Annotated in this window: 18 protein-coding genes and 1 pseudogene; 5 read left to right on the top strand and 14 right to left on the bottom strand. The window is 33.4% G+C overall.

What is annotated here, in order from left to right; translation table 11 throughout:
* From ACM55I_RS09610 to ACM55I_RS09580, 8 genes and pseudogenes are all read right to left on the bottom strand, one after another.
* Positions 1–1,462 (bottom strand): beta strand repeat-containing protein (locus ACM55I_RS09610; protein WP_416846564.1); only part of this gene is annotated, 1,462 nt, incomplete at its 3' end.
* 370 nt (positions 1,463–1,832) lie between these two features.
* Complete coding sequence (locus ACM55I_RS09605; protein ID WP_416846563.1) at positions 1,833–2,459, bottom strand: hypothetical protein; 627 nt, start codon at positions 2,457–2,459, stop codon at positions 1,833–1,835.
* A 54-nt stretch (positions 2,460–2,513) separates the two neighbouring features.
* Complete coding sequence (locus ACM55I_RS09600; RefSeq protein WP_416846561.1) at positions 2,514–3,347, bottom strand: hypothetical protein; 834 nt, start codon at positions 3,345–3,347, stop codon at positions 2,514–2,516.
* Positions 3,344–3,988, bottom strand: coding sequence for a hypothetical protein (locus tag ACM55I_RS09595; protein ID WP_416846560.1), 645 nt, complete (start codon positions 3,986–3,988; stop codon positions 3,344–3,346). Before ACM55I_RS09595 ends, ACM55I_RS09600 begins: the two co-directional genes overlap by 4 nt.
* Before the next feature lie 11 nt (positions 3,989–3,999).
* Positions 4,000–4,515 carry a T9SS type A sorting domain-containing protein gene (locus ACM55I_RS09590; RefSeq protein ID WP_416846558.1) on the bottom strand — a complete coding sequence of 172 codons (516 nt, stop codon included), beginning with the start codon at positions 4,513–4,515 and terminating at the stop codon, positions 4,000–4,002.
* 358 nt (positions 4,516–4,873) lie between these two features.
* Positions 4,874–5,085 (bottom strand): annotated as a pseudogene (locus ACM55I_RS16335) (IS982 family transposase); the annotation flags it as partial.
* Positions 5,086–5,267: 182 nt separating this feature from the next.
* On the bottom strand, positions 5,268–6,023 hold the full coding sequence (locus ACM55I_RS09585) for a response regulator transcription factor (protein WP_416846557.1): 756 nt from the start codon (positions 6,021–6,023) through the stop codon (positions 5,268–5,270).
* A 22-nt stretch (positions 6,024–6,045) separates the two neighbouring features.
* A complete protein-coding gene (locus ACM55I_RS09580; RefSeq protein ID WP_416846556.1) occupies positions 6,046–7,062 on the bottom strand; it encodes a sensor histidine kinase in 1,017 nt (338 codons plus the stop codon).
* A gap of 594 nt (positions 7,063–7,656) precedes the next feature.
* On the opposite strand from ACM55I_RS09580, the gene ACM55I_RS09575 reads away from it, so the two are divergent.
* Complete coding sequence (locus ACM55I_RS09575; protein ID WP_416846555.1) at positions 7,657–8,145, top strand: hypothetical protein; 489 nt, start codon at positions 7,657–7,659, stop codon at positions 8,143–8,145.
* Between the two features lie 58 nt (positions 8,146–8,203).
* Here the strand turns inward: ACM55I_RS09575 and ACM55I_RS09570 are convergent, their stop codons facing one another.
* Positions 8,204–8,572, bottom strand: coding sequence for a response regulator (locus tag ACM55I_RS09570; protein WP_416846554.1), 369 nt, complete (start codon positions 8,570–8,572; stop codon positions 8,204–8,206).
* Between the two features lie 8 nt (positions 8,573–8,580).
* Positions 8,581–12,123 (bottom strand): PAS domain S-box protein, encoded by a 3,543-nt coding sequence (locus ACM55I_RS09565; RefSeq protein WP_416846553.1) that lies wholly within the window; start codon positions 12,121–12,123, stop codon positions 8,581–8,583.
* Positions 12,124–13,108: 985 nt separating this feature from the next.
* Here ACM55I_RS09565 and ACM55I_RS09560 point away from each other — a divergent pair.
* The 4 genes from ACM55I_RS09560 to ACM55I_RS09545 all read left to right on the top strand — a co-directional run bounded on the left by ACM55I_RS09560 (position 13,109) and on the right by ACM55I_RS09545 (position 19,772).
* Complete coding sequence (locus ACM55I_RS09560; protein ID WP_416835146.1) at positions 13,109–13,687, top strand: TetR/AcrR family transcriptional regulator; 579 nt, start codon at positions 13,109–13,111, stop codon at positions 13,685–13,687.
* Between the two features lie 150 nt (positions 13,688–13,837).
* A complete protein-coding gene (locus ACM55I_RS09555; RefSeq protein ID WP_416846551.1) occupies positions 13,838–15,049 on the top strand; it encodes an efflux RND transporter periplasmic adaptor subunit in 1,212 nt (403 codons plus the stop codon).
* A 10-nt stretch (positions 15,050–15,059) separates the two neighbouring features.
* Complete coding sequence (locus tag ACM55I_RS09550; protein ID WP_416846549.1) at positions 15,060–18,221, top strand: efflux RND transporter permease subunit; 3,162 nt, start codon at positions 15,060–15,062, stop codon at positions 18,219–18,221.
* A gap of 132 nt (positions 18,222–18,353) precedes the next feature.
* Positions 18,354–19,772 (top strand): TolC family protein, encoded by a 1,419-nt coding sequence (locus tag ACM55I_RS09545; protein WP_416846548.1) that lies wholly within the window; start codon positions 18,354–18,356, stop codon positions 19,770–19,772.
* 95 nt (positions 19,773–19,867) lie between these two features.
* Here the strand turns inward: ACM55I_RS09545 and ACM55I_RS09540 are convergent, their stop codons facing one another.
* The 4 genes from ACM55I_RS09540 to ACM55I_RS09525 form a co-directional block, all read right to left on the bottom strand.
* Positions 19,868–20,407, bottom strand: a complete 540-nt coding sequence (locus tag ACM55I_RS09540; RefSeq protein WP_416846547.1) for a TetR/AcrR family transcriptional regulator — start codon at positions 20,405–20,407, stop codon at positions 19,868–19,870.
* A 36-nt stretch (positions 20,408–20,443) separates the two neighbouring features.
* Positions 20,444–21,652, bottom strand: coding sequence for a 3-oxoadipyl-CoA thiolase (gene pcaF / locus ACM55I_RS09535; RefSeq protein ID WP_416846545.1), 1,209 nt, complete (start codon positions 21,650–21,652; stop codon positions 20,444–20,446).
* A gap of 16 nt (positions 21,653–21,668) precedes the next feature.
* Positions 21,669–22,187, bottom strand: a complete 519-nt coding sequence (locus ACM55I_RS09530) for an FUSC family protein (protein ID WP_416846544.1) — start codon at positions 22,185–22,187, stop codon at positions 21,669–21,671.
* A gap of 62 nt (positions 22,188–22,249) precedes the next feature.
* Positions 22,250–23,596 (bottom strand): 3-oxoacid CoA-transferase, encoded by a 1,347-nt coding sequence (locus ACM55I_RS09525; RefSeq protein ID WP_416846542.1) that lies wholly within the window; start codon positions 23,594–23,596, stop codon positions 22,250–22,252.
* Between the last annotated feature and the right edge of the window lie 2 nt (positions 23,597–23,598).

Here is a 23,598-nt window from a genome sequence, read left to right as displayed (position 1 = left end):
CTAAGGTACTACCTTCTGCCAATGTTAATGTAGCTGTGGTTGCAGGAGCAGTTAATATCAATTTATTAACCGTTGTTGCTGTTGCAGCCCCTAAAACTGGTGTAACCAAAGTTGGTGCTGTATCCATAACAAATGTAGATCCTGTTCCGCTTTGGGAAGCTACCGATGTGGCATTACCTGAACTTGTTATCGGTCCTGTTAAATTCGCATTAGTCGCTTTATTTCCATCTAATTTTTGAATGGCCTGTAGAATGTTATCTGTTGATGCTATAACACCAGCTCCGCTGGTATAACCTGTTAATAATTTTCCGATTACTGTTGCATTGGGAACTGTTGCTACATTACCTAAAGAGGTAACTTCGCCTGTTAAATTCGCATTGGTGGTAACACTACCAGCCGTTAAACCCGAAGCAGTTCCTGTTAAGTTAGTACCTACTCCCGATGCTGGTGTACCTAAAGCTGGTGCAACAAAGGTTTTATCTGTCAAGGTTTCGATTCCGGCTAAAGTAGCAAGGGTTCCTGTGGTAGGCAAAGTAACGTTTGTTGCGGCTGTCGCTGTTAATGTTTGTGAAAAAGAACCCGAGGTAACTAGAGAACTTCCATCAGCCAACGTTAATGTTGCACCGGTTCCAGGAGCAGTTAATGTCAATTTATTAACTGTTGTCGCCGTTGCAACCCCTAAAACTGGCGTTACCAAGGTTGGTGCTGTATTCATAACAAATGTAGATCCTGTTCCGCTTTGGGAAGCTACCGATGTGGCATTGCCTGAACTTGTTATCGGTCCTGTTAAATTCGCATTAGTCGTAGCCGTTATTGCAGTTAATCCTGAACCATCCCCTGCAAATTTTGTCGCACTTAAAACTCCCGTACTTGGGACAAATGATAATTTTCCATCTGCTACATTCTGTGGTAAATTGCCTGTAGTTCCTGTTACAAAAGTGGGATAAACTGTTGTAGTAATTCCGTTATTATTCGTTATAGCTGTATTTAAAGTATTCGCTATAGAAGCGGTTGCACTTAAATCAGCACTCGTTATTGTTCCATCTTTTATCTTCTCCGTAGTTACTGCGCTATCAGCTATTGATTGCCATGAAGGAGTATTAACCGTACCTATATTAACCTCAAAAGCGTTAGAATCTGTATTAAAAATACAGAGACCAACAGCTGGTGTTATAATAGCATTACGTTGAATATTCGTCAATCTGGGAGGCAAAAAACCTTTGTTTAGAGAACTTACGTCCAATACCGCAGACCCATCAGCACTAGTTGTACCTATGCTTACCGATTTATCTGTAGCTGTATTATAAATAGAATTTCCATCAGCTGAAAAAAGCCATTTACTATTTTCTATTTTTTTTATAGTTCCTTTATTGTCTATGACATTAATAATTTGTGCATAGCCATCAGGCCCCAATAGGAATAAATAAAATAAAATAAAAAATATTTTTAAAGTGTGTTTCATATAAATAATTAATAAGGTAAATAAAAAGTGTGCTAAATAATAAGGGACAGTACTTCAAAATAACAACATTAATAGTTTTACTAAATAGTTGTTTAAATCTCTTAAAATATAATTTATAACCCGTTGGGTGTAATTATCACAACCGTCAGTTCTAATGTTTTTAAGTAGTAAAACGGACCAAAAAATGTATCGAAAACCGTTTTAATAATTATACCCAATGGGTTAATTTATATTATTTTAAAAAAAAAATTAATGCATTTGACGCTCTTTTATCTTTGTTTTCTAGTACCTATCAAACAAGCGAGCATCAAATACAATAAATTTTTATTATTCAAAAAAAATTAAGACTTCTAACCCATCAAGAAAATACTTATTTAACCCATTGTATTTCTAGTACATCATTTAAAAATAATGGTAAATCAGTAGTAGGCGTAATTGTTATAGCTCCACCTGATAAAGTCCAATCACTTTGACGTAATTTAATACCATTTCTAAATAGTGAAATTCTATTTTTTTCTGTTGTCAATCCAGTAAGGGCTGCCGCTGCAATTACATAAGCAGCTGACTGATCAGCAGCTAATACCTTTTCTGCAACACCACCCTGAATTAAACTTGAAGCAAGTAATCTTTCCACTTTACCTGTTACAGAATTATTTACTAATAAAGTGTAACCATTAGAAGTTCCATCAGATGCACTTGAACCTGTAATAGCCAATCCTGCCAATCCAAATTCTTTTCCATTTGTATCAATATAAGTTTTATCCGTTAGGATTCCACCCAATTGCCAAGTGGTGGTAGTTACATCATCAGTCGCATTAACAATTTGAGTAATACCATTGTTCGACTGAAAGTATTTGATAGTACCTTTGTTATCTATAACTTTTACTGCCATTGTACCTTGTGATACATCACTAGTTGATTGAGCGGTTACTTGATTTGACATCAAAACTAGAATAGCTACTATTCCAGCTGCTTTTAAAAAATAATTTTGTTTCATTGTTTTAATTGTTTTAATTGTTTTAATTGTTTACTGAAGATTTAAGGATTATTTTTAATAGAATTGCACTATTTTTATTTCATCGTTGGCATAACAAATTACTCCAGCCTCTAATCGTATCGTATTTGGGTCAACAATAATTATACTGATTCTAATGCCATTCCTATATACATTGACATTTTTACCACTAGCTATAGGTATCACCGTTTTAAACTGAACCTGACCGTCTGTTGCTATATAATCAATTACATTTTCTTTTAGGGTAGTAGCTATTAGTCCATCTACATACGTTTTTACCGATTTCACACTAGGATATTTTTGATTTGAATCAGCATCAAGCCCAATATCAACACTCTTATTTAATATATCTTCCGCCCCTAAATTAATAAGCGCATCATCTACGTTATTGGCTCCTGTACCCCCATTATCCAATGCTACTATACCCGAAACATTATTAGCAGTAATCGCATTAAAGGCAAAAGGAGAAGAAGAAAAAGGCTGATTACTTATCTCTATAAATGAACTACAAGTTCCTTTTTCATCCAATTCAACTTTTAAAGTCTTATCATTAACATTCCATTTAATATCTTTAAAAGAAACTACATATCCGGCAGATTGAGTTCCTGTACCAATAGATGTATTTACGATACCAAATTCATCCGTCTTAGTACTAATTGTTTCTTGATATTCAAGAGAATTAGCACCGTCAAAAAACGTAAAACGCAAACAAATAGCAGTATTTATCATCGGTGAAGTCGAAGCAGCCACACCTGGCAGCGTTTTACCTTCTGGCTTATAAAGAACTGCCTGATAGGCAATTCCATTTGTTTGAGCGTAAAAAACTGTTGTAAAAAGCAATACTAGTAATAAGAGTAAATTATTTTTCATAAATTATTTTTTTCTTTTTTATCTATTTTTTTAAATTTTGTTAAATGAATACCAAACATGATTTGATTGGTTTCAAAAGAAAATTTTTGGGGACTTTTAAGAGAACTAATACTATTTGAATAATTATAGCCAATACTCAAATGGCAATATTCTGAAGCTTTCAAATTGGCCTGCAAGCCAAGAAGAACATGAAAAACAACACCTTCAAAATCATTATTCTTTTTTAAATCATAAACAATACCATTTAAATCTTGTTTCCCGTACAGAATAGTATTCAATCCACCTCCAGCTTTTGCATCTATAGTAAAACAATCTAATTTTACAATAGGACAAATAAATGTGCTTTGAATACCAACATAGTCCGTTTTCCATTTAATACTGGCATTAGGCACTCCTACAATTGCATTGTATTCATTTAAAACCAAACCTATTTCATAAGAAAATCTCAAACTATCACTTAAAGGAAATCTATATCCTATTTCATAGGCGTCACCTAATTGTGACTGAAACACTTTACTAACCTCACCCAACTCGGATTTGTAGTGGTAATTCGTATTATTTACACCAGTTTTAAAATAAACGCTTTGTGCATGAACACCTATATTAATTACAAAAAAGATAAAAAGTAGATTTTTTTTCATTTTTTAATATTTTAATTTTTTAATATTTTACCGGCATATTTATAATTCGAGGCCGATAGATAGACAACATAAACCCCAGTTGGTAAATACCCCAAAGATTGAATAGACAAAATAGTACCATTAGCGTATTTTTCTCCCTTATAAACAAGGACACCCGAAACATTTAAAATTGATATTTTAATAGCTCCTTTTATTTCTAATGAAAACTTAAAATTCAAATTCTCCACTAGAGGAGTTGGATATACCAGAGTCGAAATAACTTCACTAGCAAGAGGAACCACTTTATTAAAATTTGATTTCGCACTATGTTGAAATCCTTGCTGCACTATAAAATCTGAATTACTAAAGCTGCCAAACACACTTTGCTGCCCTATCGATTGACTTACAAACGTTCCATTCTTCAGGACAATATTATTACCTTGCGAAGAAAGCATCTGACGGTTTAGCATCTGTGCCTCAACAGTACAATTTAACAGAAGCAAAATCACAGTCATCATTAGAACCTGATAATTACTTTTCCCATCCATCCCTTATTATTTTTTAATTAAAATTATTTTTAATCATTATTAGCAGCTCTTCTTCAAAAAATCAAAAACCGATTAGAACTAATTATTACAATACTATTTTCTTAATCTTTGAACTTAAATAGTATGCAATAGTAGTACAATAGAGAAAAAACGTGCCATCGAAAAACTATACTACATATCGATTATTGATATTTCATAACTACATCTGTTAAAAAAAACAAAAAAAATATTTAAAGAGTAAAGAATTATCGCTATGCCCAAGATTTAATTTACCTTTTTCAGTAAATCCAGAGCCGTTTTATTTTGACAGTTATTATTTTATAGAACAAGACTTACGGGATATAAATAACAAGACGTATTCTAAAAAAAACAACTCAAAGTGTTTAAAACAACGAAAACCACTCAAATGAAATGAAATAAAATCGTAATTGTTATCACTTCGCTTTTAGACATTACTAGCGGACGTTTTGAAGGCTTTCCAATAATGAAGTTTTTGGTGTAATTATCAAAATTATTGCAAAACTCATCAACTAGACAGAAAACATCTGTAACTTTATCAAAATTAATCATAAGAGGAATATTTTCTTAAATATTTAAATATCAATAACTTAAACATAAAACTATTCTTTTTTTATACGATTTTTCACCTAAAATTATTAATCGAACTCAGCTTACAAAGAATAAAAAAGATTTTAGCGCAGCCATTCCTAATACAGTAGCAAGAGATAAAAAGAATAAATTATAACAGCAATTTATGCTACAGGTCTAAGCTTACTATAAAATATTCTAAAATTAGTAGGTGTTTTACTTGTGATTTTTTTGAAAGCATTACAAAAATTGGCATGACTCTGAAACCCTAATTCAAATCCTATTTCAATTACTGGAATATCCGTTTCAATAATCATCTTTTTGGCCATTGCTATTTTCTTTGACAATATAAATTGATACGGGGTTTCTCCTATATAATTTGTAAAAACACGTATAAAGTGTTGTTCCTTCCAGCGGGATCGTAACGACAGGTCAGAAATAGTTATCTTTTCATTAATATTGTCTTCAATATAACTAACAATACCTTTTAAAATATAAGGAACCTCAAGATCTATAATATCGCTAGTTTTAGTGGCTTCTATATTATTTTGTTTAAAATTATTAAGAGCCAAAGAGACCGTTGTTAGAATATCTATTTTTTTAAAGGGTTTTACAATAAATCCCTGAGGGTACGTTTCTTTTACTCTTTCAAGAGTGAATTTATCCGAGCAAGAAGTAATATAAACATAAGGAATGCCTCCTTTTTTCAGGAGATAATGCCCTAAATTCACGCCATCCTTTTCCCTTTTTAAATTAATATCTATTAATACCAAATCAGGTGGAGTTTTTTCAATTAGAAGTATTGCTTGCTCCACACTGACTACATTACTAATGACATTATAGCCCTCTTGCTCTAAAATACTTCGAATATCCATGGCAATAATCAAACTATCTTCAACAATAATTATGGTAGGTTTCATAATTTATATTTTTAAATTATATTTATACAACTTGTTTGAAATTAATCTGATAAGCAGTACCTGAAATACTCTCACTGGTAAGGGTTGCTTCCAGCTGTTCCACTAATAAATGAACTAGAGTCAACCCTAAAGATTTTTTTGATTTTTTCGAAAAATTAACCCCTATCCCGTTGTCACAAAAAAGTAACTCGTAATTACCGTTACCTAGCTGTTTTAAATTAATTGTTACTTTTCCTACCATAGATCCAGGAAAAGCATGCTTCAGTGCATTACTAAATAATTCATTAATAATCAATCCTAAGGAAACAGAAGTTTGAATATCCAGAAAAATTTTTTCTGTATTAATAGCAACGGAAAAGTTTTTTTTATCATTAATGGTTAGTATATTTTCAATTAAATTCTCCAAATACTTCTGATAATTAACTTTTTCTAAATTATTAGTTTGATAAAGATTTTCATGAATCAAAGCCATCACAGCTATTCTGGATTCCCCCTTTTCCATAAAATCATCAATAGTATTGCTCCCGCCCTGGCGTGCTTGAATGTTCAGCAAACTGATCACCAATTGCAAATTGTTTTTTACCCGGTGATGGATTTCTTTTAATAAAATTTCTTTCTCATTTAGAGAATTAGCAATCAGCATATTTGAATCTTCCAAGTTCATTTTTTTTTCTTGAACAGCAGTCAACAAAAGCTTGTTTCTATAGAGACAGTATATCACGAAAAACAAAACAGATAAAGCTATTAAAAACAAGAATAACAAAATATTAAAACAGATTCTTTTCTCAATTAACTCATTGCTCTTTTCCTTTTTTTTGAAAATTAAATCTGCAATCTCAGTTTTGGCATAGGTATTATGAACACGATTATATTTGGCTAACTTTAACTTCATCCTTGTCTTTAAAATTAGTATCCCAGTAGAATCCTGCTGCTCTGTTTTGAATAAACCTTTTAAATTATCAATTTCATGTTGCCTGGTTTGTGAAAAAAGTACAGAATAAAAAAAATATGATAGAAAAATAATTTTAAGTTTTGACATCGGAAATCAATTTGACTCATGAAAATAAATGTAAACATACAATCCAAAATGAGATAAAAAAAAGCTTAAAATATATTTATTTTAAGCTTTATTTTTTTTTTTTTTAAAAGAAGAAAAAATATTATTTATGAGTATATTTTTTTAAGTTACTAATATTTTTTTATTTTAATTTTTATTAAGTCTTAATAATGATTAAATTAATACCTAAAATTAATCAGTTAATTCTTACTTTAAATAATTAAACATTACAAAATCAATATTATTTGAAGTGAGAGATACGTAAAAATCTTCTATATGTCTAACATAGACAAAGAATTTCTAAAACTTTTTTATAAAGCTGAAAATTAAGTTCAAAATCTTATATAAAGGCTTTTTTTTATAAAATTACAAATCATGAGTATTCTTTTTAAACAGATAAATTAAAAAAAGAAGATACCGAACTACAAACTATATATTTGAACAATAAGCCTGAGTAATACTTTATAAACAGCCTCCTTAAAGGATTTTTAGAGCGGAGAGAGAACTATTTATGCTATAATTATTTAATTAGTATTGGCTGTTTTTGATGAGTTTTTTTTAATCAAATAAAAAATTATGGAAATAAATTTTAAAACTTCAAATAATACAGAAACAATCCTGGAGGAGAATCCTCTTCTTATAATTTTAGAATCTAAAGTAATTTTTAAAACGGATAGTGATAGGATAAGTATCTGTTTAGATCAAATTTCAAATGTAAGAATCATAAAAAATACAGATTTAACGGCTAATATATTAGTACTATTATTTACGGTTTTCTTATATTTATTACTGAAATTGGAATTTCAAGATTTGAACTTTATATCTCAATCTTTGTATATAACTCTAATTTCAATTTTGATTGTAATTACCTTATCTATAGAAAACTATAGCTATAAACTTTTAATTAATAAAGGTAAATTTGGTTTTAATGAAATTACAATTTCAAAAAAAAACCTACTACATGCTAAAAATTTTGTTACTAAATTTGAAAACAAAAATATCTTAAAAACTAACAAACAGGAGTTTAACGTTGAATCTGTCAAGATTTTAAGATGTCTTTCTTGATTTTGTCGATTCATTAGAGAAAATAAGCTGTAAATAAGTCTAATACTTTTATTGCAACCTAATTTTCAGGTAATAAATAAAATTCTATTTGTTGCTTTAGCTCACTGAAAAGAAAAGGTTTTTTTATATACCCTTTTACACCTATCTTAATTGCGTTTTCTATATCTTTTAGTTCCACTTTTGCAGTAAGAAATAATACTGGAATATTAGAATAATTGGAGAGTTGATGCTGTTTAATAAAACCATAACCATCCAGTATAGGCATCATAATGTCACAAATAATTAGATCCGGCTGTAGTTTATTGACTTTTTCTAGTCCTTCGCTTCCGTTTTCGGCTTGGTAAACATCATATCCAACAAAAGATAACATTTCACAAATGGTTTCTCTAAGTTTTGTTTCATCATCAATAATTAAGATTCTAGCCATAGTTTATATTATGTTAACAATGGAAATTGCAGAGTGACTTTAGTCCCTTTGCCTAATTCACTCTCTAATTGCACAGTTCCAAAATTTTTTTCAGTAAAAGTTTTAATAATATAAAGACCTAAACCGGTGCCCTGAATTCCATTGGTATTACTGGCTCTAAAAAAAGTGTTAAAAAGTTTTGTTTGGTCTTCTTCTGGAATTCCAATTCCAAAATCGATGATTTCAACAACAACTTTACTCTCCTTTATAAAAAGCTTAAGGATGACATCTACAGTACCTTTAGAATATTTAAAAGCATTATTTAACAGATTAAAAAGGGAGTATTTCATTAAGTTAATATCCGCAAAAACTACAAAATTTTCTCCGTCAAATGATGTTTCAACCTTTCTTTTATCTATTTGCTCGCTATAACTGTTCTCAATCACATTAATACAAACCTGTTTTAAATCGAATTCAACTGGATTAAAACTAGTTTTACCTGAATCATCTTTGGAAATAGTTAAAACTGCATCCATTAATTCAACTATTCGGTCAATTTCTTCGGTTATTGTATTTACTCGTTTTGCGACATGAATTGAATTTTCAAAATTACACCCTTCAAGATACATGGCTATCAATTCAGTACTTGTCCGGATTGTGGTCATTGGCGTTCTAAATTCATGAGAGATTGTAGAAATTAAATTGGTACGTAATTCATTTAATTCACGTTCTTGAATCAATGTATTTTCAACTATTTCCTCTGCTTCTTTTCGCTGAGTGATATCTCTTGTACTCGATTGAAAATTTATTGGAACACCATTTTCTTTTACTAAGATAGCTTTACTTTCAAACCAAAAATAATTATTTTCTATATTTCTAAACCTTGCCCTTACCGAAACATCTTCTATTTCTGTTAAACCATGAATACTATTTTTTAGTGTTTCAATGTCTTCAGGATGAACAAATTCATAAGGAAATTTACCTATTAACTCTTCAGGAGTATAGCCCAATAGTTTTTGTATGGATGGAGAAACATATTGAAAAGAGGTATCCAAATTATGTAAACAAACTAAATCCACCGTGTTATCTGCCAAAAGACGGTACATATTCTTGGCCTCATTAAGCTGAATCGTTTTGTTTCTATTATTTTCCTTTGTTAACAATCTATTTTCCTTCTCTATTTTTTTTCTTTCAGTGATATCGATAATTTGAACTATATAATGATCAATATGGTTTGCCTCATTTATAAGAACTGAAACCGATATATGAGTCCAGACTATAGATTTATTTTTATGAATAAACCTTTTTTCTCCACTAAAGTTTGATATTTCCCCATAATCTATTTTTTTTTTATCTATCATAGTTTGCTTCAAATCTTTGGGATGGTTGATATCCTGGAATTTAATAGATTTCAGCTCCTCATTTGAGTAACCAAATATTTCACAAAGCCTTTCATTAATTTCTATGTAATATCCTTCTAAATTCACTAAAGCTGTTCCTACCGCTGAGTGCTGAAAGGCACTTTTAAATTGTTCTTCGCTTTGTTGTAATTCATCTTTCAGTTTTTTTTCTTTTGTAATGTCTTGCATTGCACCAATTACTCGAATGGCTCTACCCGCATCATTTCGTATTATTACGCCTTTGTTATTTACGTAAGCATATGTGCCATCTGCTTTTAGATATTGGTATTCATGAGACCATCTATAAACTCCATCACCGATTGATTTTTTAATAGATTCAAAATAAGCCTCTCTATCTTCAGGATGTACATAGCTCGCATATTTTTGTTCCGTAATAATGTTACTCTCAAATCGATGTCCAAAAAGAACGGAATAACTTTCTCCAATAAAAATTTCATCAGCAATCATATTCCAATCCCAAAGCACATCAAAAGTCGCTTCATTCGAATACGTAAATCGCTCATTACTAAATATTAAATCATCTTCTGCCTTTTTTTGTGTAGTAATATCATTGAAAGAGCATATTACATAAAGTAATTCACCAAAATCTCCAAATACTGGTACAGCATCAACCAATAGCCAAATCAAATCATTAAATATAGGTCGATGAACTCCCATGACAATTTTATTTATTGGCTTTAATTTTTGAATAGCCTGAATCACCGGATAATCTTCAGATCTAAAGTTAGTCCCATCAAGATGAATTACGTTACATTGCTCACCAAAACATTTTTTTCCAAGAAGTTGATTTTCGGTGAGACCAAACATTTCACAAACTGCTTTATTATTTTCTAATATTTCAGATTGCGGACTTTGAACCAAAATCCCAACAGCTACGTTCTTAATAATACTATCAGTTAGCTGTCTGCTTTTAAGGATTTCTAATTGATTTTTTTTACTCTCCGTTACATCAATTCCGAAACCCAACATCATTTCAAGAGATCCATTCTCAAGAAAAACAGGTACAAATTCTCGAGTGTGATAGGTATTTTGTCCATTTTGAAGCTGAATCGTATCTTCCCATCTAACAGAATCTCTCGCCTCTAAAGCCTGCATAAATTTAACGCGGAGATTTTCTACAAATGTATTGCCTCTATCGCTATGTTCAAAATCATCTTTTCCGATAATAAATTCTCGCAACTCACGATTTTTAATTGCGACTGGATTTAAATAAGTATATTTATGATTATAGTCCCAAACGGATATATCTATTGGTAGGCGATCTAATATTTTTTCGTAAAATTCTTTTTGGTTGGAAAGATCTTGTAATGCTTTAACATTAGCAGTAATATCCCTACAATTCCCAATATAAAACTGTCTATTTTCTTTTTTTACTAATTTTACACGGGAAGAATGCCATGCATAATAACCTTCTTTGTGCAACATTCTGTATATAATTTCTTCATCACTTTTCCCTCCCAGGGTCAGGTTACTTAAAAAACAGCTTACCTTTACAATATCTTCAGGATGAATAAAATTAGAGTTTTTTTTACCTACAACTTCATTAATTTCATATCCAACAGATGCTGTCCAGTTTTCGGAAACTGAATTAATTGTTCCGTCTAAGGCAAGTTCAAAAAATATTTCGTTTGAATTTTCAATAAATAACTCAAAGTGATTTTCTTTTTCCTGTATTATTTTTTGCAACTCCTTATTTTTCAGGTCTAATTCCAATAAAAATTGAATTTGTGATACAGCATGATTTAAAGATTTCAACTCTATTCGGGAAAGCACTTTGGGCTTTATATCCATAATACAAAGAGTTCCTACAACTAAATTTTCATCAATACAAATAGGGAGTCCCGCAAAAAAAGAAAAAGGAGTTAAATTATTTAATCTATGGTTGCTATCTTGAGTAATATCAGTGACTATCGAAATTTTGTTTTGCTGAATTACATCCAGTTGATAAAGTAACACACTCTCAGGAATTGTAATAAAATCAAAACCTACATTAACTTGAATAATATGATTTTCAGTATCATTAAAAGAAATAAATGCATGTGGAATTTCACAAAGTTCCGTTGCAAATGATAAAATAGCATGAAATTCCTGTTGACATTTTTTAATATCAAATAATCCCCCTAATTTTTTTTTGTTTTCTAATAATAACATAGTATTTTTCTAAAAAAAAAAATATTTAAATATCGATAAATTATAATTTTGATTTGGGAATCACTGTAAATTAACGAATATTTTACGATAAATAAAAATTTACTAAAAATTTACAAATTTGTATTAACAAAAATAAAGACTAAGCTAGCTCACCTGATTTTTTTAAGTGATTCAAAAAAGTAGTCACGAACCCGAAAACACAAGTAATTGGTCAACAATTTTTAACTGTTTATTCAATTAGATTAGCAAATCTAATATTTAAAGAGTGAGAGGAACATACTGAATTTAAATCTTTGGAAGATTTCATTAACCAGATTCCAATAAATATTGAAGGGATACAGATTTAGATTTTTATCGGAGCGTTCCGCATTAGGATGAAAACAAAAAACCACTATTGATTATCAGACTCATTCTGATAAACTTCAAACCCGAAAATAGAAACCTGATGCTGCTTCAGAAACCAATTCAAAGAATGTCCGTTGCCATTACTTGAATGTACTTTTTTTATGAAATGGGTATCTTCCTTAACACTATCAGTTAACAATAGCTGAGAATTAGCAGGTATATTCAAAAATAGTGATTGGAGATTTTTTATAGGAATTTAAGTGCATTTTTCATTCGAAACGGACTAAAAGGCAGCTAAGATAGTGACTTAAGAATGTTGCAAGCGCATAATGGCTGCGTTACACTGGTCACCCTTCGGGACTTATAAGTATTCAGTCCTTATAGAATTCAATTTCGCTAAGTACAGCTTACTTTTCACAAAATAAATTCTTTAAAAGATTTTTACTGAATAAAAGTAGTTAACAATATTGACTAAATATTTTAAATAGGGTAATTGAATAAGTTAAATCGAAAGTTAAACAAAAGTAATTATTTTTATAGCTCTTAAAAAACTAAATACAGCTGAAATTAAAAATAAAATTGAATTCTGAAACGATTGTTCCAAAAATAATTATATCTTTGCACTTTAAAATTAAATCTTATGGCTCGCTGTGTAGAATTTAACGAAGTTGAAAAAATTGAAAAAGCAATGAATGTCTTTTGGGAAAAAGGATATAATGCTACTTCAATGCAAGACCTCGTGGATGCAATGCAGATCAATAGAAGTAGTTTATATAATACAATTGGCGACAAACACCAATTATTTATGAAATGCATCAGCAATTATTTTGAAACAGCAATGTGCGAAGTAAAGCAAAAAGTGGCCAATGAAAAATCTGCCAAGCAAGCTCTTATCAACATTATTAATGATAAAGCATCTTGGATAGTAGATTGTGAAAAAGGTTGTCTTGGTATTAAAACTATTTTTGAGTTAGCACCTGAAGACCTTGTAGTTCGCAACTTAATGAGTAAAAACAATGATATTTTTATTGATTTTTTAGCTGAAACGGTTCAAAAAGCGATGGATAATAAGGAAATGGATGATACCGAAGATGCTGCTTTAATGGCAGAGTATATTATGACATCATTTACTGGTTGGAAACAATCCTATATTCTCCATAGAAATCCAATCAAAATCAAAAAAATGTCGGAATTCCTGATTAAAAATATATTTAAATAACATCTTTTTTTTTACTTAAATTCTGGAACGTTTATTTCAGAAAATAATATACAATAAACATACGCATTTTTAAATTACAGCATTGATTCTGAAACGATTATTCCAGAATTATCGCTGCACTAAATTATTAACCTTTAAATAAAAAACAGCATGAATTCTGAAACGTTTATTCCAAAAACAACTACAATATCTAAAACCAATTTAAATCCAATTCCAATCATGAAAAAAATTACCATTTTAAGCATAATGGCTGTGTTTTTAATCAGCTGTGCAGATAAATCGCAAGCACCTGCTGCTGCACCCGCTCCGCTCCTGCCCGTTATGGCAATTAAAAATTCAAATGCTACTACTGATGCCGAATATCCTGCTTCCATACAAGGAACGGTTGATGTAGAAATCCGCCCACAAGTAAGCGGTAATCTAGACCGCGTTTATATCGATGAAGGGGCTTACGTTTCAAAAGGACAATCTTTATTCAAAATAAACGAACGTCCTTTCCGTGAGCAGCTTAACAATGCATTGGCAAACCTTCACGGTGCCGAAGCAGCATTAATCAACGCGCAATTGGAAATTGATAAGTTGACTCCACTTGTACAAAACAAAGTAGTTTCGGACTATCAGTTAAAAACAGCTAAAGCTTCTCACAGAATTGCAGCTTCGAATATAGAGCAAGCCAAAGCAATGGTAGAATCTGCAAGAATTAACTTGAGTTACACGACAATCAAAGCTCCAGTAAGCGGTTACATTGGAAGACTTCCAAAAAAACAAGGAAGTTTAGTATCTGCAAGCGATGTTGAACCATTAACCAACCTTTCCGATGTTCACGAAGTGTATGCTTATTTTTCATTAGGAGAAACGGATTTTATCAACTTTAAAAGTCAATATTCAGGGAATACAATTGGAGATAAAATCAAACAATTACCTCCTGTTTCTCTACTATTAGCCGATGGCAGCACCTATTCTCAATTAGGAAAAATCGATATGGTCGACGGGCAATTTGATAAAAATACCGGAGCTATAACAGTTAGAGCAACTTTCCCTAATGCAAGCGGTACTTTACGCTCCGGAAATACAGGCAAAATTCGTTTAGGCATTCAACATGACGATGCCATTTTAGTTCCTCAATCTGCCACGATAGAAATGCAGGATAAAATTTTCGTTTTCACCCTAAACAAAGGAAACAAGGTCAACAAAATGCCAATCACGGTTATCGGTAAAAGCGGGACAGACTATCTTATCAAAGACGGTGTGAAATCAGGCGACCAAATCGTGTTAAGCGGTATCGACAAACTTCAGGAAGGACAAGTTATTCAGCCAGAGAAATCAACTGCTAAAGTTGCCCTAGTAATTAACAAAAAATAATTTTACGAAAATGTTCAAAATATTTATACAAAGACCCGTACTGGCAACGGTTATCTCCATATTATTGGTGATATTGGGTATACTTGGGCTTACGAAATTGCCTTTACAACAGTTCCCTGATATTGCACCACCATCGGTTTTAGTAACGGCAGTTTATCCGGGAGCCAACGCAGAAACGGTTTTGCGTTCCGTTGCTCCATCGCTGGAAGAATCTATAAATGGTGTGGAGAACATGACGTACATGAGCTCAACAGCCAGTAATGACGGTACTTTAGCAATTACAGTTTTCTTTAAATTAGGAACAAATGCCGATCAGGCTGCGGTAAATGTGCAAAACAGAGTGGCACAAGCTACAAGTCAATTACCGGCAGAGGTTGTTCAACAAGGTGTAACCACTGCGAAGCAACAAAATAGTTTCATTATGGCGATTGGTATGTACACCGAGGATGAATCGAAATACGATCAGACTTTTATTGCTAATTATGCCCAAATCAATATTATTCCTGAAATCAAACGTATTCCAGGAGTAGGTTCAGCCAGTATTTTTGGAGGTGTAAAAGATTATTCCATGCGTGTTTGGTTAAATCCAACTCAAATGGCGACCTATAAAATTACGCCAAATGAGGTAATGGCTGCTATTCAAGATAAAAGTTTGGAAGCTGCTCCAGGGAAATTTGGAGAGCGAAGTAAAGAAGTTTTTGAATACGTTATCAAGTACAAAGGAAAACTAACCAAACCCGAAGAATATCAAAATATTGCAATACGTTCTAATGCTGATGGTTCTATACTTCGATTAAAAGATGTAGCGAGAATTGAACTTGGAGCCTACTCCTATAATAGTTTAACGCGTTTGAACGGTAAAAAAGGAGTCGTAATCGGTATCATTCAGTTGGCGGGTTCGAATTCAAATGACATTCAGGTTGCTATTAACAAACTGATGGTAAAATCAGCTAAAGGTTTCCCGGCAGGAATAAAACACAATATTTTCTATAGTACAAAAGTTTCTTTGGACCAATCGATAGAACAGGTTGAACATACTTTAATAGAAGCTTTTATATTGGTTTTCATTGTAGTATTTATCTTCTTACAGGATTTTAGATCGACTTTGATTCCGGCCATTGCAGTTCCAGTAGCTATTTTGGGTACGTTTTTCTTCATGCAGTTATTCGGATTCTCGATAAATCTATTAACATTGTTTGCCTTAATTCTGGCAATTGGTATTGTGGTCGATGATGCGATTGTCGTCGTCGAGGCCGTGCATGCAAAAATGGAACACAAACGTCTGTCCCCTAAAGTTGCAACACACGAAGCGATGCACGAAATTACAGGTGCTATTATTTCCATCACGTTAGTAATGGCCGCGGTATTCCTGCCAGTTGGTTTCATGGAAGGTTCTACTGGAGTTTTCTATCGCCAGTTTGCTTTCACAATGGCAATTGCAATTGTAATTTCAGCAGTTAATGCTTTAACCTTAAGCCCTGCCCTGGCCGCTTTGTTCTTAAAAGACAATCATGCTGCAAACGGCAATACTCCCTATGAGAAAAAGGGATTCAAGGAGAAATTCTTCAATGGATTCAATAATAGTTTCAATTCTTTAACGAACCGTTACGTGGGCAGTTTGAGATTTTTGATTCGCAATAAATGGGTTAGTTTAGGTGGTTTAGCGGTAATTACTTTTGCTACAATTGTAATGGTAAAAACTACGCCTTCAGGTTTTATTCCAACCGAAGATCAAGGTTTTATTGCCATTGCAGTGAATACTCCATCGGGAACATCATTAGACGGAACTCAAAAAATAATGACTCAGGCAGAAAATACATTGAGAGGTTTAGATGCATCCCGATTTGTAACTGCGATTTCAGGTTTCAACTTACTAACAAATTCGACAAGCCCATCTTCGGCAGTTGTTTTTGTATTGCTTAAACCAAATGAAGAGCGCGGAAAAATAAAAAATATCGACGAAATAATGAATGAGGTTCGTGGTAAATTAGGCGCTATTTCTGGCGGTAGTTTCTTCGTATTTAGTTTCCCGACTGTTCCTGGTTTCAGTAACGTGGAAGCATTAGATTTGGTACTTCAGGATAAAACTGGAGGTAAACTGGATAAGTTTAGTGGCATTTCTCAAAACTTCATCGGAGAATTGATGAAACGGCCTGAAATTGCGGTAGCTTTTACCAGTTTCAAAGCTGATTATCCTCAATTGCAATTGGATATTGATGACGCAAAAGCCGATCAATTGGGTGTGAAAGTAAAAGATATTCTGCAAACTATGCAGGCTTATTTTGGTAGCGCACAGGCATCAGACTTTAATCGATTTGGTAAATATTACAGAGTGGTTGTTCAGGCAGATATTGCTGACAGAGCTGATCCGTCATCAATAGATCGTGTTTTCGTAAAAAACAAAAATGGCGAAATGGTTCCGCTAAATACTTTGGTCAAACTGACTCGTATTTATGGTTCTGAAACAGCATCAAGATACAATTTATTTAATTCAATTTCGATCAATGCGATTCCGAAGCCTGGTTTTAGTTCAGGAGACGCCATCAAAGCAATCGAGGAAGTGGCTGCTCAACAATTGCCAGCAGGTTATAGTTATGAATTCTCAGGACAAACACGTGAGGAGATTTCTTCCGGAGGTCAATCAGCAACAATTTTCCTTCTGTGTCTGATATTCATTTATTTCTTGCTTGCCGCACAATATGAGAGTTACATTTTGCCTTTAGCGGTAATCTTATCTATCCCTGCCGGAATATTTGGAGTGTTTGTAGCCATTGGCTTGACCGGAATCGAAAACAATATTTACGTACAGGTTGCGCTTGTCATGCTGATTGGATTGCTGGCCAAAAATGCCATCTTGATTGTCGAGTTTGCTTCGCAGAGAAGAAAAGCAGGAAAATCATTAGTTGCTGCATCAATAGAAGCTGCAAAATTGAGACTTCGTCCAATTATCATGACATCTCTGGCCTTTGTAGTGGGGTTAATCCCAATGATGAGTGCCACAGGACCATCAGCTCAAGGAAATCACTCGATAAGTATTGGTGCTGCCGGAGGAATGGTTTCAGGAGTAATCCTTGGGTTGTTAATCATCCCGGTTTTATTCATCGTATTCCAACATTTACAAGAAAAGGTTACCGGAAAACCACTAGCCGTAATTCATAACGAAGAAAAATAAAAAATGGAAAATTATATAACCACAGTTCTTATAACAGTTTTTGTTGTCATCGCATACATATCCTATAGAGTTTCGAAAGATCTTGAAACTAGAAAAGATACTTGTTCAGAAATTTAATGCCAAAAAAGTAAAATGAAAAATCATACAACCAAAATTGTTGCGATAGTAATTCTTATCACAACATTCCTATCCTGTAAAGTTTCGAAGAATATTGAAGTCCCAAAAGATGCATTTCCTGATAATTTCAGGAATGCATCCGCTTCCGGCGATACAACAAGTATTGCTAATATAGAATGGAAAAATTTCTTTACTGAGAAAGACATCGTAAAACTGATAGACAGTGCTATTACAAAAAACAACAATTTGCAGATTGCAAGCAAAAATATTGAAATTGCACACTATCAATTAACGCAGGCTAAATGGGGAAATATTCCCGAAGCAAATCTTTTTGTGAATGTAAGTTCCAATCGTCCTTCTGAAAATAGTTTCAACGGAATTAACTTAAATCAGGCTTTAAACGAAAAGCATATTGAAGATTATTCGGCTGGAATTGGACTTTCGTGGGAAGCCGATATCTGGGGTAAAATTCGCAGTCAGAAAAAAGGTGCTTATGCCGGATATCTTCAATCGGAAGAAGTAAAAAAAGCGTTGCAAACTACTATTGTTTCAAATGTTTCCAAAGGATATTACAATCTTTTGATGTTAGACTCTCAATTAGAAATAGCCAAGAAGAACCTAAAACTAAACGACAGTACAACCAATATCATCAAATTAAAATACGATGCAGGTCTGGTTACTTCATTGGCCATTCAACAATCGGAAGCCCAAAAACTAACTGCGGCACAATTAATTCCGTTATTGGAACAAAATATTGCTATTCAAGAAAATGCGCTTAGTGTATTGACCGGTTCGTTTCCAAGTTCAAAAGAAAGAACAATTACACTAAATTCAATTCAGCTGAAAGAGAATTTAACGACGGGAATTCCATCTTCATTAGTAAGACAAAGACCTGATGTTAAAAATGCCGAATTGACCTTGCTTAAAGCAAATGTAAACGTAGGAATTACAAAAGCAAGCTTATATCCTTCCCTTAAAATTACGGCAAGCGGAGGTTTAAATTCTTTTGCAACAAGCAACTGGTTTAACATTCCTGCTTCGTTATTTGGAACAGCACTCGGCGGATTAACACAACCGTTGCTAAACAGCAAAAAGATAAGAACGCAATACAATATTGCTAAAGCCGAAAGAGAAAAAGCAGTTTTAAACTTTAGACAATCGGTTCTTGTTGCCGTTAGCGAAGTATCAGATGCTTTAGTAAAAATCGAAAAACTGGAAAGACAGCATTTTTTTATTAACGAACGTGTAAAAACATTACAACAAGCGATAAAAAATTCGAATATGTTGTTTAAAAACGGAATGGCAGACTATCTCGAAGTAATTACAGCGCAAGCGAATATCTTGCAAAGTGAGTTGGAACTGGCCAATATTAAAAGAGAACAATTAACCGAAAATATCGAATTATACCGATCATTAGGTGGAGGTTGGAGATAATATTATTTTAAAAACAGCATCATTTCAAATTTAAGAAATGATGCTGTTTTAACACCTATTTTTCTGAAAGATTCATTTAAGAAACTTCCCATTACTTAATTGAAATTCTTATATTTCTGTTGTAGTAGTTTTGTCAAGGCGCTTTCGGTTTTAGAATCCAATTGTTGCGAGGCAAAATGTTTCCACATTCCATCGATATAAATCAGTAATAATTCAGCTTCCAAAGTTGGATTTTCATACTGCAATTTAGAAAAAACTACTGTTAGTTTTTCATAACAAGGCTTCATAAAAATGTCGTGGTATCTTTGAGAAAGTAAATTTAACGCAATGATTTTATGTTGCATTTTCCAAAAATCGGGATGAGCATCTACTAAAATTCGGGGAACCTCAACGATTTTTAAAATGTATTGCAATCCGCTTTCGTCATTCAAATAATTGGAAATTATTTTTGCTGCCTCTTGATAGCCATGTTTGATAATCTCTTCCAATAATTTTTCTTTCGTACCAAAATGCCTAAAAATCAATGCTTCTGATGTTTCCGCCTCAGAAGCAATCGATTTTGTAGAAGTGGCTCGCTCCCCATTTTCTGTGAAGAGTTTGAGAGCTGCGTCGAGTATATCTTTCTTTTTGCTCATCTGAAAATTATTTAGATTGAGAGTATTTTTATAATTTTAAACTCTTTCAATAATTACGGCGTACCCTTGTCCAACACCAATACACATGGTTGCCAAAGCATATCGTTTTTGTAGCCGTTGCAAGGATAATGCAGCACTATAAACTATTCTGGTTCCTGACATTCCCAGTGGATGTCCCAAGGCAATTGCTCCTCCATTCATATTAACTCTAGAATCATTATCTTGAAGTCCCATGGCTCTGGTACAGGCCAAACTCTGAGCTGCAAAGGCTTCGTTCAATTCAATAATATCGATATCATTCAATGTTAATCCGGCTTTCGCCAAAGCTTTTTGCGTTGCGGTAACAGGACCAATTCCCATAATTCGAGGTTCAACACCTACAACTGCCGAACTTACAATGCGGGCTAATGGTTTTAAATTGTATTTTTTTACCGCCTTCTCTGAAGCAATAAAAGTGGCCGCTGCACCATCATTCAATCCTGAAGCGTTTCCTGCCGTAACCGTTCCATCCGCTTTGAAAGCCGATTTTAATTTAGCCAAAGTTTCCAATGTTGTACTGGCTCTTACGAATTCATCTTCAGAAAAAACAATTGGTTCGCCTTTTCGCTGCGGAATGCTAACGGGAATAATTTCTTGCGCTAACACTCCATTTTCTTGCGCTTTTGCTGCTTTCATTTGTGAATTGTAAGCGAAAAAATCCTGATCTTCCCGACTGATATCGTACAAATCCACTAAATTTTCAGCGGTAATTCCCATCGGATCCACGCCGTACATTTGTTTCATTTTTAGGTTTACAAAACGCCATCCAAAACTGGAATCCTCCATTTTAGAATCGGTTCCAAATGCTTTTTTTGATTTTGAAATCACCAACGGACCATGTGTCATATGCTCGACTCCACCAGCAATGAAAATATCGCCATCTCCAGCTTTAATAGCTCTTGACGCACCAATAATTGCAGACATTCCTGAAGCACATAATCTATTAACCGTTTCTCCCGGAACTGTAACCGGTAATCCCGCCAGCAATGACGCCATTCGAGCCACATTACGATTGTCTTCTCCAGCTTGATTGTGACATCCTAAGATGACATCATCAATCGCATCGGGTGGAATATTTGGATTTCTATTTACTAATGCTGCAATGACAATTGCCGCCAAATCATCTGCTCTGACAGCAGAAAGTGTTCCTCCAAAACTTCCTATTGGCGTTCTGATTCCATCAATTATATATGCTTCTGTATTCATTTTTATTAATTTTAAATTATGATCCTTCTTGTGGAAGGTTTGCTTTTTTTCTCCAATAATTAATTACTGCCGATGTAATAATGGTAATCGATAATCCAATGAAACATCCGGTAGTCACAGATATAAACCGTTCCACAGCTCCTATCCATGACATTTGCGTCTGTTCATGAATCAATACAATAATGAGTGCTACAATTGCTGTTCGCGCCACATTCATCAGATTGAATAAATAACAAGTAACTATGGAAAGAACAATACCCAACAATAGCATATAGACATTTGGAGCATGAATAAAATAACAAAACAATCCAATTCCGGAACCAATTAAATTAGATTTAAACCGTTCAATCGATAAACGACGCGCATCTTTTGCTTCAGGCGAAATAACCAAAACAATAGAAAGCATCGTCCAATACAGTTCATATTGAGGAAAACCCAAATACAATTGATAGCCAATTAGAAAACCAATGATGCATTTGAACCCATAAATAATTAAATCTGATCCGATACTGTATCGTATTAATTTGTTTACCATTTGATTAGTATTAAATTCGTTAGAATTGAAAAACTAAAAGTAATCCTATTCTATCCTTCTTTTTATGCTAATTGTTCCACGAATTTTGCTTCCGTTTTTTCTCGAACTTCCTCTAATGTTGCTCCTGGCATTAATTCTATTAAAGTCAATTTACCATCAATATATTTGAAAACGGCCAATTCCGTAATCACCATATCAACAGACCCCAAAGTCGTCAAAGGCAATGTGCAAGTAGGCACGATTTTAGAACTTCCGTCTCTGTTGTTGTGATTCATTGTAATAATCAGCGTTTTGGCACCTGAGGCCAAATCCATTGCGCCGCCAACTCCCAATAAAGGTTGCCCCGGAACTGCCCAATTTGCCAGGTTCGCGTGCTCATCTACTTCTAAACCGCCCATTACAGCAATATCAACATGTTTTCCACGAATCATGGCAAAAGAATCAGCACTGTCAAAATAACTGCTTCCCGCTACTGCCGTCACTGGGATTTTTCCTGCGTTTACCGGATAATTCATTGCTCCTCCTCCATCTACAGGTTCTGGACCAACGCCTAACATTCCGTTTTCAGTGTGTAAAATAACACCGTGTTTTGGTGTAATTAAATCAGCAACTAAGGTTGGAATTCCGATTCCCAAATTGACAACATCTCCTTTTTTCAATTCTTGTAACGCGCGTTTGGCCATATTCATACGGTCTTCACTAACTTTTTTTCCTTTACTCACCGATGCCGATGAACCTAAGTCTTCCAAAGTAAGTGTCGCCTGAACCAAGTAATCGATGTAACATCCCGGTGTATGAATATAATTAGGATCTAAAGTGCCTTCCGCTACGATTTCTTCTACCTCAGCCACAACCAAATCAGCTGCTGTTGCCATTGCGCGATTGAAATTTTGTTCCGTCATGCGGTACACTAAATTTCCTGCTGTATCTGCTTTCCACGCTCTGATAAAAGCTACGTTTCCACGAATTCCTTTTACAAAAACCTGTTCAACACCATCAATTATTTTAGTCTCCTTCCCTTCTGCAATAGGTGTTCCGGCTGCAGTTGGCGTATAAAAACCTCCTATTCCAGCACCACCGGCTCTTAAGGCTTCCGCCAAAGTTCCTTGCGGTATCAATTCATATTCTACTATTCCATCCTGAGCCGCTTTCACCGCTTCTGGATTACTGGTAAAAAAAGAACCAATCATTTTTTTCAATTGTCCGTTTCGCAACAAACGTCCGCCCCCAATTCCCGCTTCGCCTACATTGTTTCCAATAAAAGTGATGTTTTTAGTTTCAGTTTTCGATAAAGCATCCATTAAATGTACCGGATTTCCCGTCATCCCAAAACCACCTTGCAATAAGGTATCACCATCTTTTACGAAAGCTGCGGCTTGTTCGGTTGTTATTTGTGGAACTGTTTTCATAT

This window comes from Flavobacterium algoris (assembly GCF_048158525.1).
Classification (GTDB): domain Bacteria; phylum Bacteroidota; class Bacteroidia; order Flavobacteriales; family Flavobacteriaceae; genus Flavobacterium; species Flavobacterium algoris.
The sequence above is the reverse complement of the archived record's forward strand: the minus strand, read 5'-3'. Positions and strand labels throughout refer to the sequence as shown.

What these genes read in the sequence shown, in the direction of transcription:
- ACM55I_RS09605 (WP_416846563.1), bottom strand. Translation starts at nt 2,459, where the DNA reads ATGAAACAAAATTATTTTTTAAAAGCAGCTGGAATAGTAGCTATTCTA.
- ACM55I_RS09600 (WP_416846561.1), bottom strand. Translation starts at nt 3,347, where the DNA reads ATGAAAAATAATTTACTCTTATTACTAGTATTGCTTTTTACAACAGTT.
- ACM55I_RS09595 (WP_416846560.1), bottom strand. Translation starts at nt 3,988, where the DNA reads ATGAAAAAAAATCTACTTTTTATCTTTTTTGTAATTAATATAGGTGTT.
- ACM55I_RS09590 (WP_416846558.1), bottom strand. Translation starts at nt 4,515, where the DNA reads ATGGATGGGAAAAGTAATTATCAGGTTCTAATGATGACTGTGATTTTG.
- ACM55I_RS09585 (WP_416846557.1), bottom strand. Translation starts at nt 6,023, where the DNA reads ATGAAACCTACCATAATTATTGTTGAAGATAGTTTGATTATTGCCATG.
- ACM55I_RS09580 (WP_416846556.1), bottom strand. Translation starts at nt 7,062, where the DNA reads ATGTCAAAACTTAAAATTATTTTTCTATCATATTTTTTTTATTCTGTA.
- ACM55I_RS09575 (WP_416846555.1), top strand. Translation starts at nt 7,657, where the DNA reads ATGGAAATAAATTTTAAAACTTCAAATAATACAGAAACAATCCTGGAG.
- ACM55I_RS09570 (WP_416846554.1), bottom strand. Translation starts at nt 8,572, where the DNA reads ATGGCTAGAATCTTAATTATTGATGATGAAACAAAACTTAGAGAAACC.
- ACM55I_RS09565 (WP_416846553.1), bottom strand. Translation starts at nt 12,123, where the DNA reads ATGTTATTATTAGAAAACAAAAAAAAATTAGGGGGATTATTTGATATT.
- ACM55I_RS09560 (WP_416835146.1), top strand. Translation starts at nt 13,109, where the DNA reads ATGGCTCGCTGTGTAGAATTTAACGAAGTTGAAAAAATTGAAAAAGCA.
- ACM55I_RS09555 (WP_416846551.1), top strand. Translation starts at nt 13,838, where the DNA reads ATGAATTCTGAAACGTTTATTCCAAAAACAACTACAATATCTAAAACC.
- ACM55I_RS09550 (WP_416846549.1), top strand. Translation starts at nt 15,060, where the DNA reads ATGTTCAAAATATTTATACAAAGACCCGTACTGGCAACGGTTATCTCC.
- ACM55I_RS09545 (WP_416846548.1), top strand. Translation starts at nt 18,354, where the DNA reads ATGAAAAATCATACAACCAAAATTGTTGCGATAGTAATTCTTATCACA.
- ACM55I_RS09540 (WP_416846547.1), bottom strand. Translation starts at nt 20,407, where the DNA reads ATGAGCAAAAAGAAAGATATACTCGACGCAGCTCTCAAACTCTTCACA.
- pcaF (WP_416846545.1), bottom strand. Translation starts at nt 21,652, where the DNA reads ATGAATACAGAAGCATATATAATTGATGGAATCAGAACGCCAATAGGA.
- ACM55I_RS09530 (WP_416846544.1), bottom strand. Translation starts at nt 22,187, where the DNA reads ATGGTAAACAAATTAATACGATACAGTATCGGATCAGATTTAATTATT.
- ACM55I_RS09525 (WP_416846542.1), bottom strand. Translation starts at nt 23,596, where the DNA reads ATGAAAACAGTTCCACAAATAACAACCGAACAAGCCGCAGCTTTCGTA.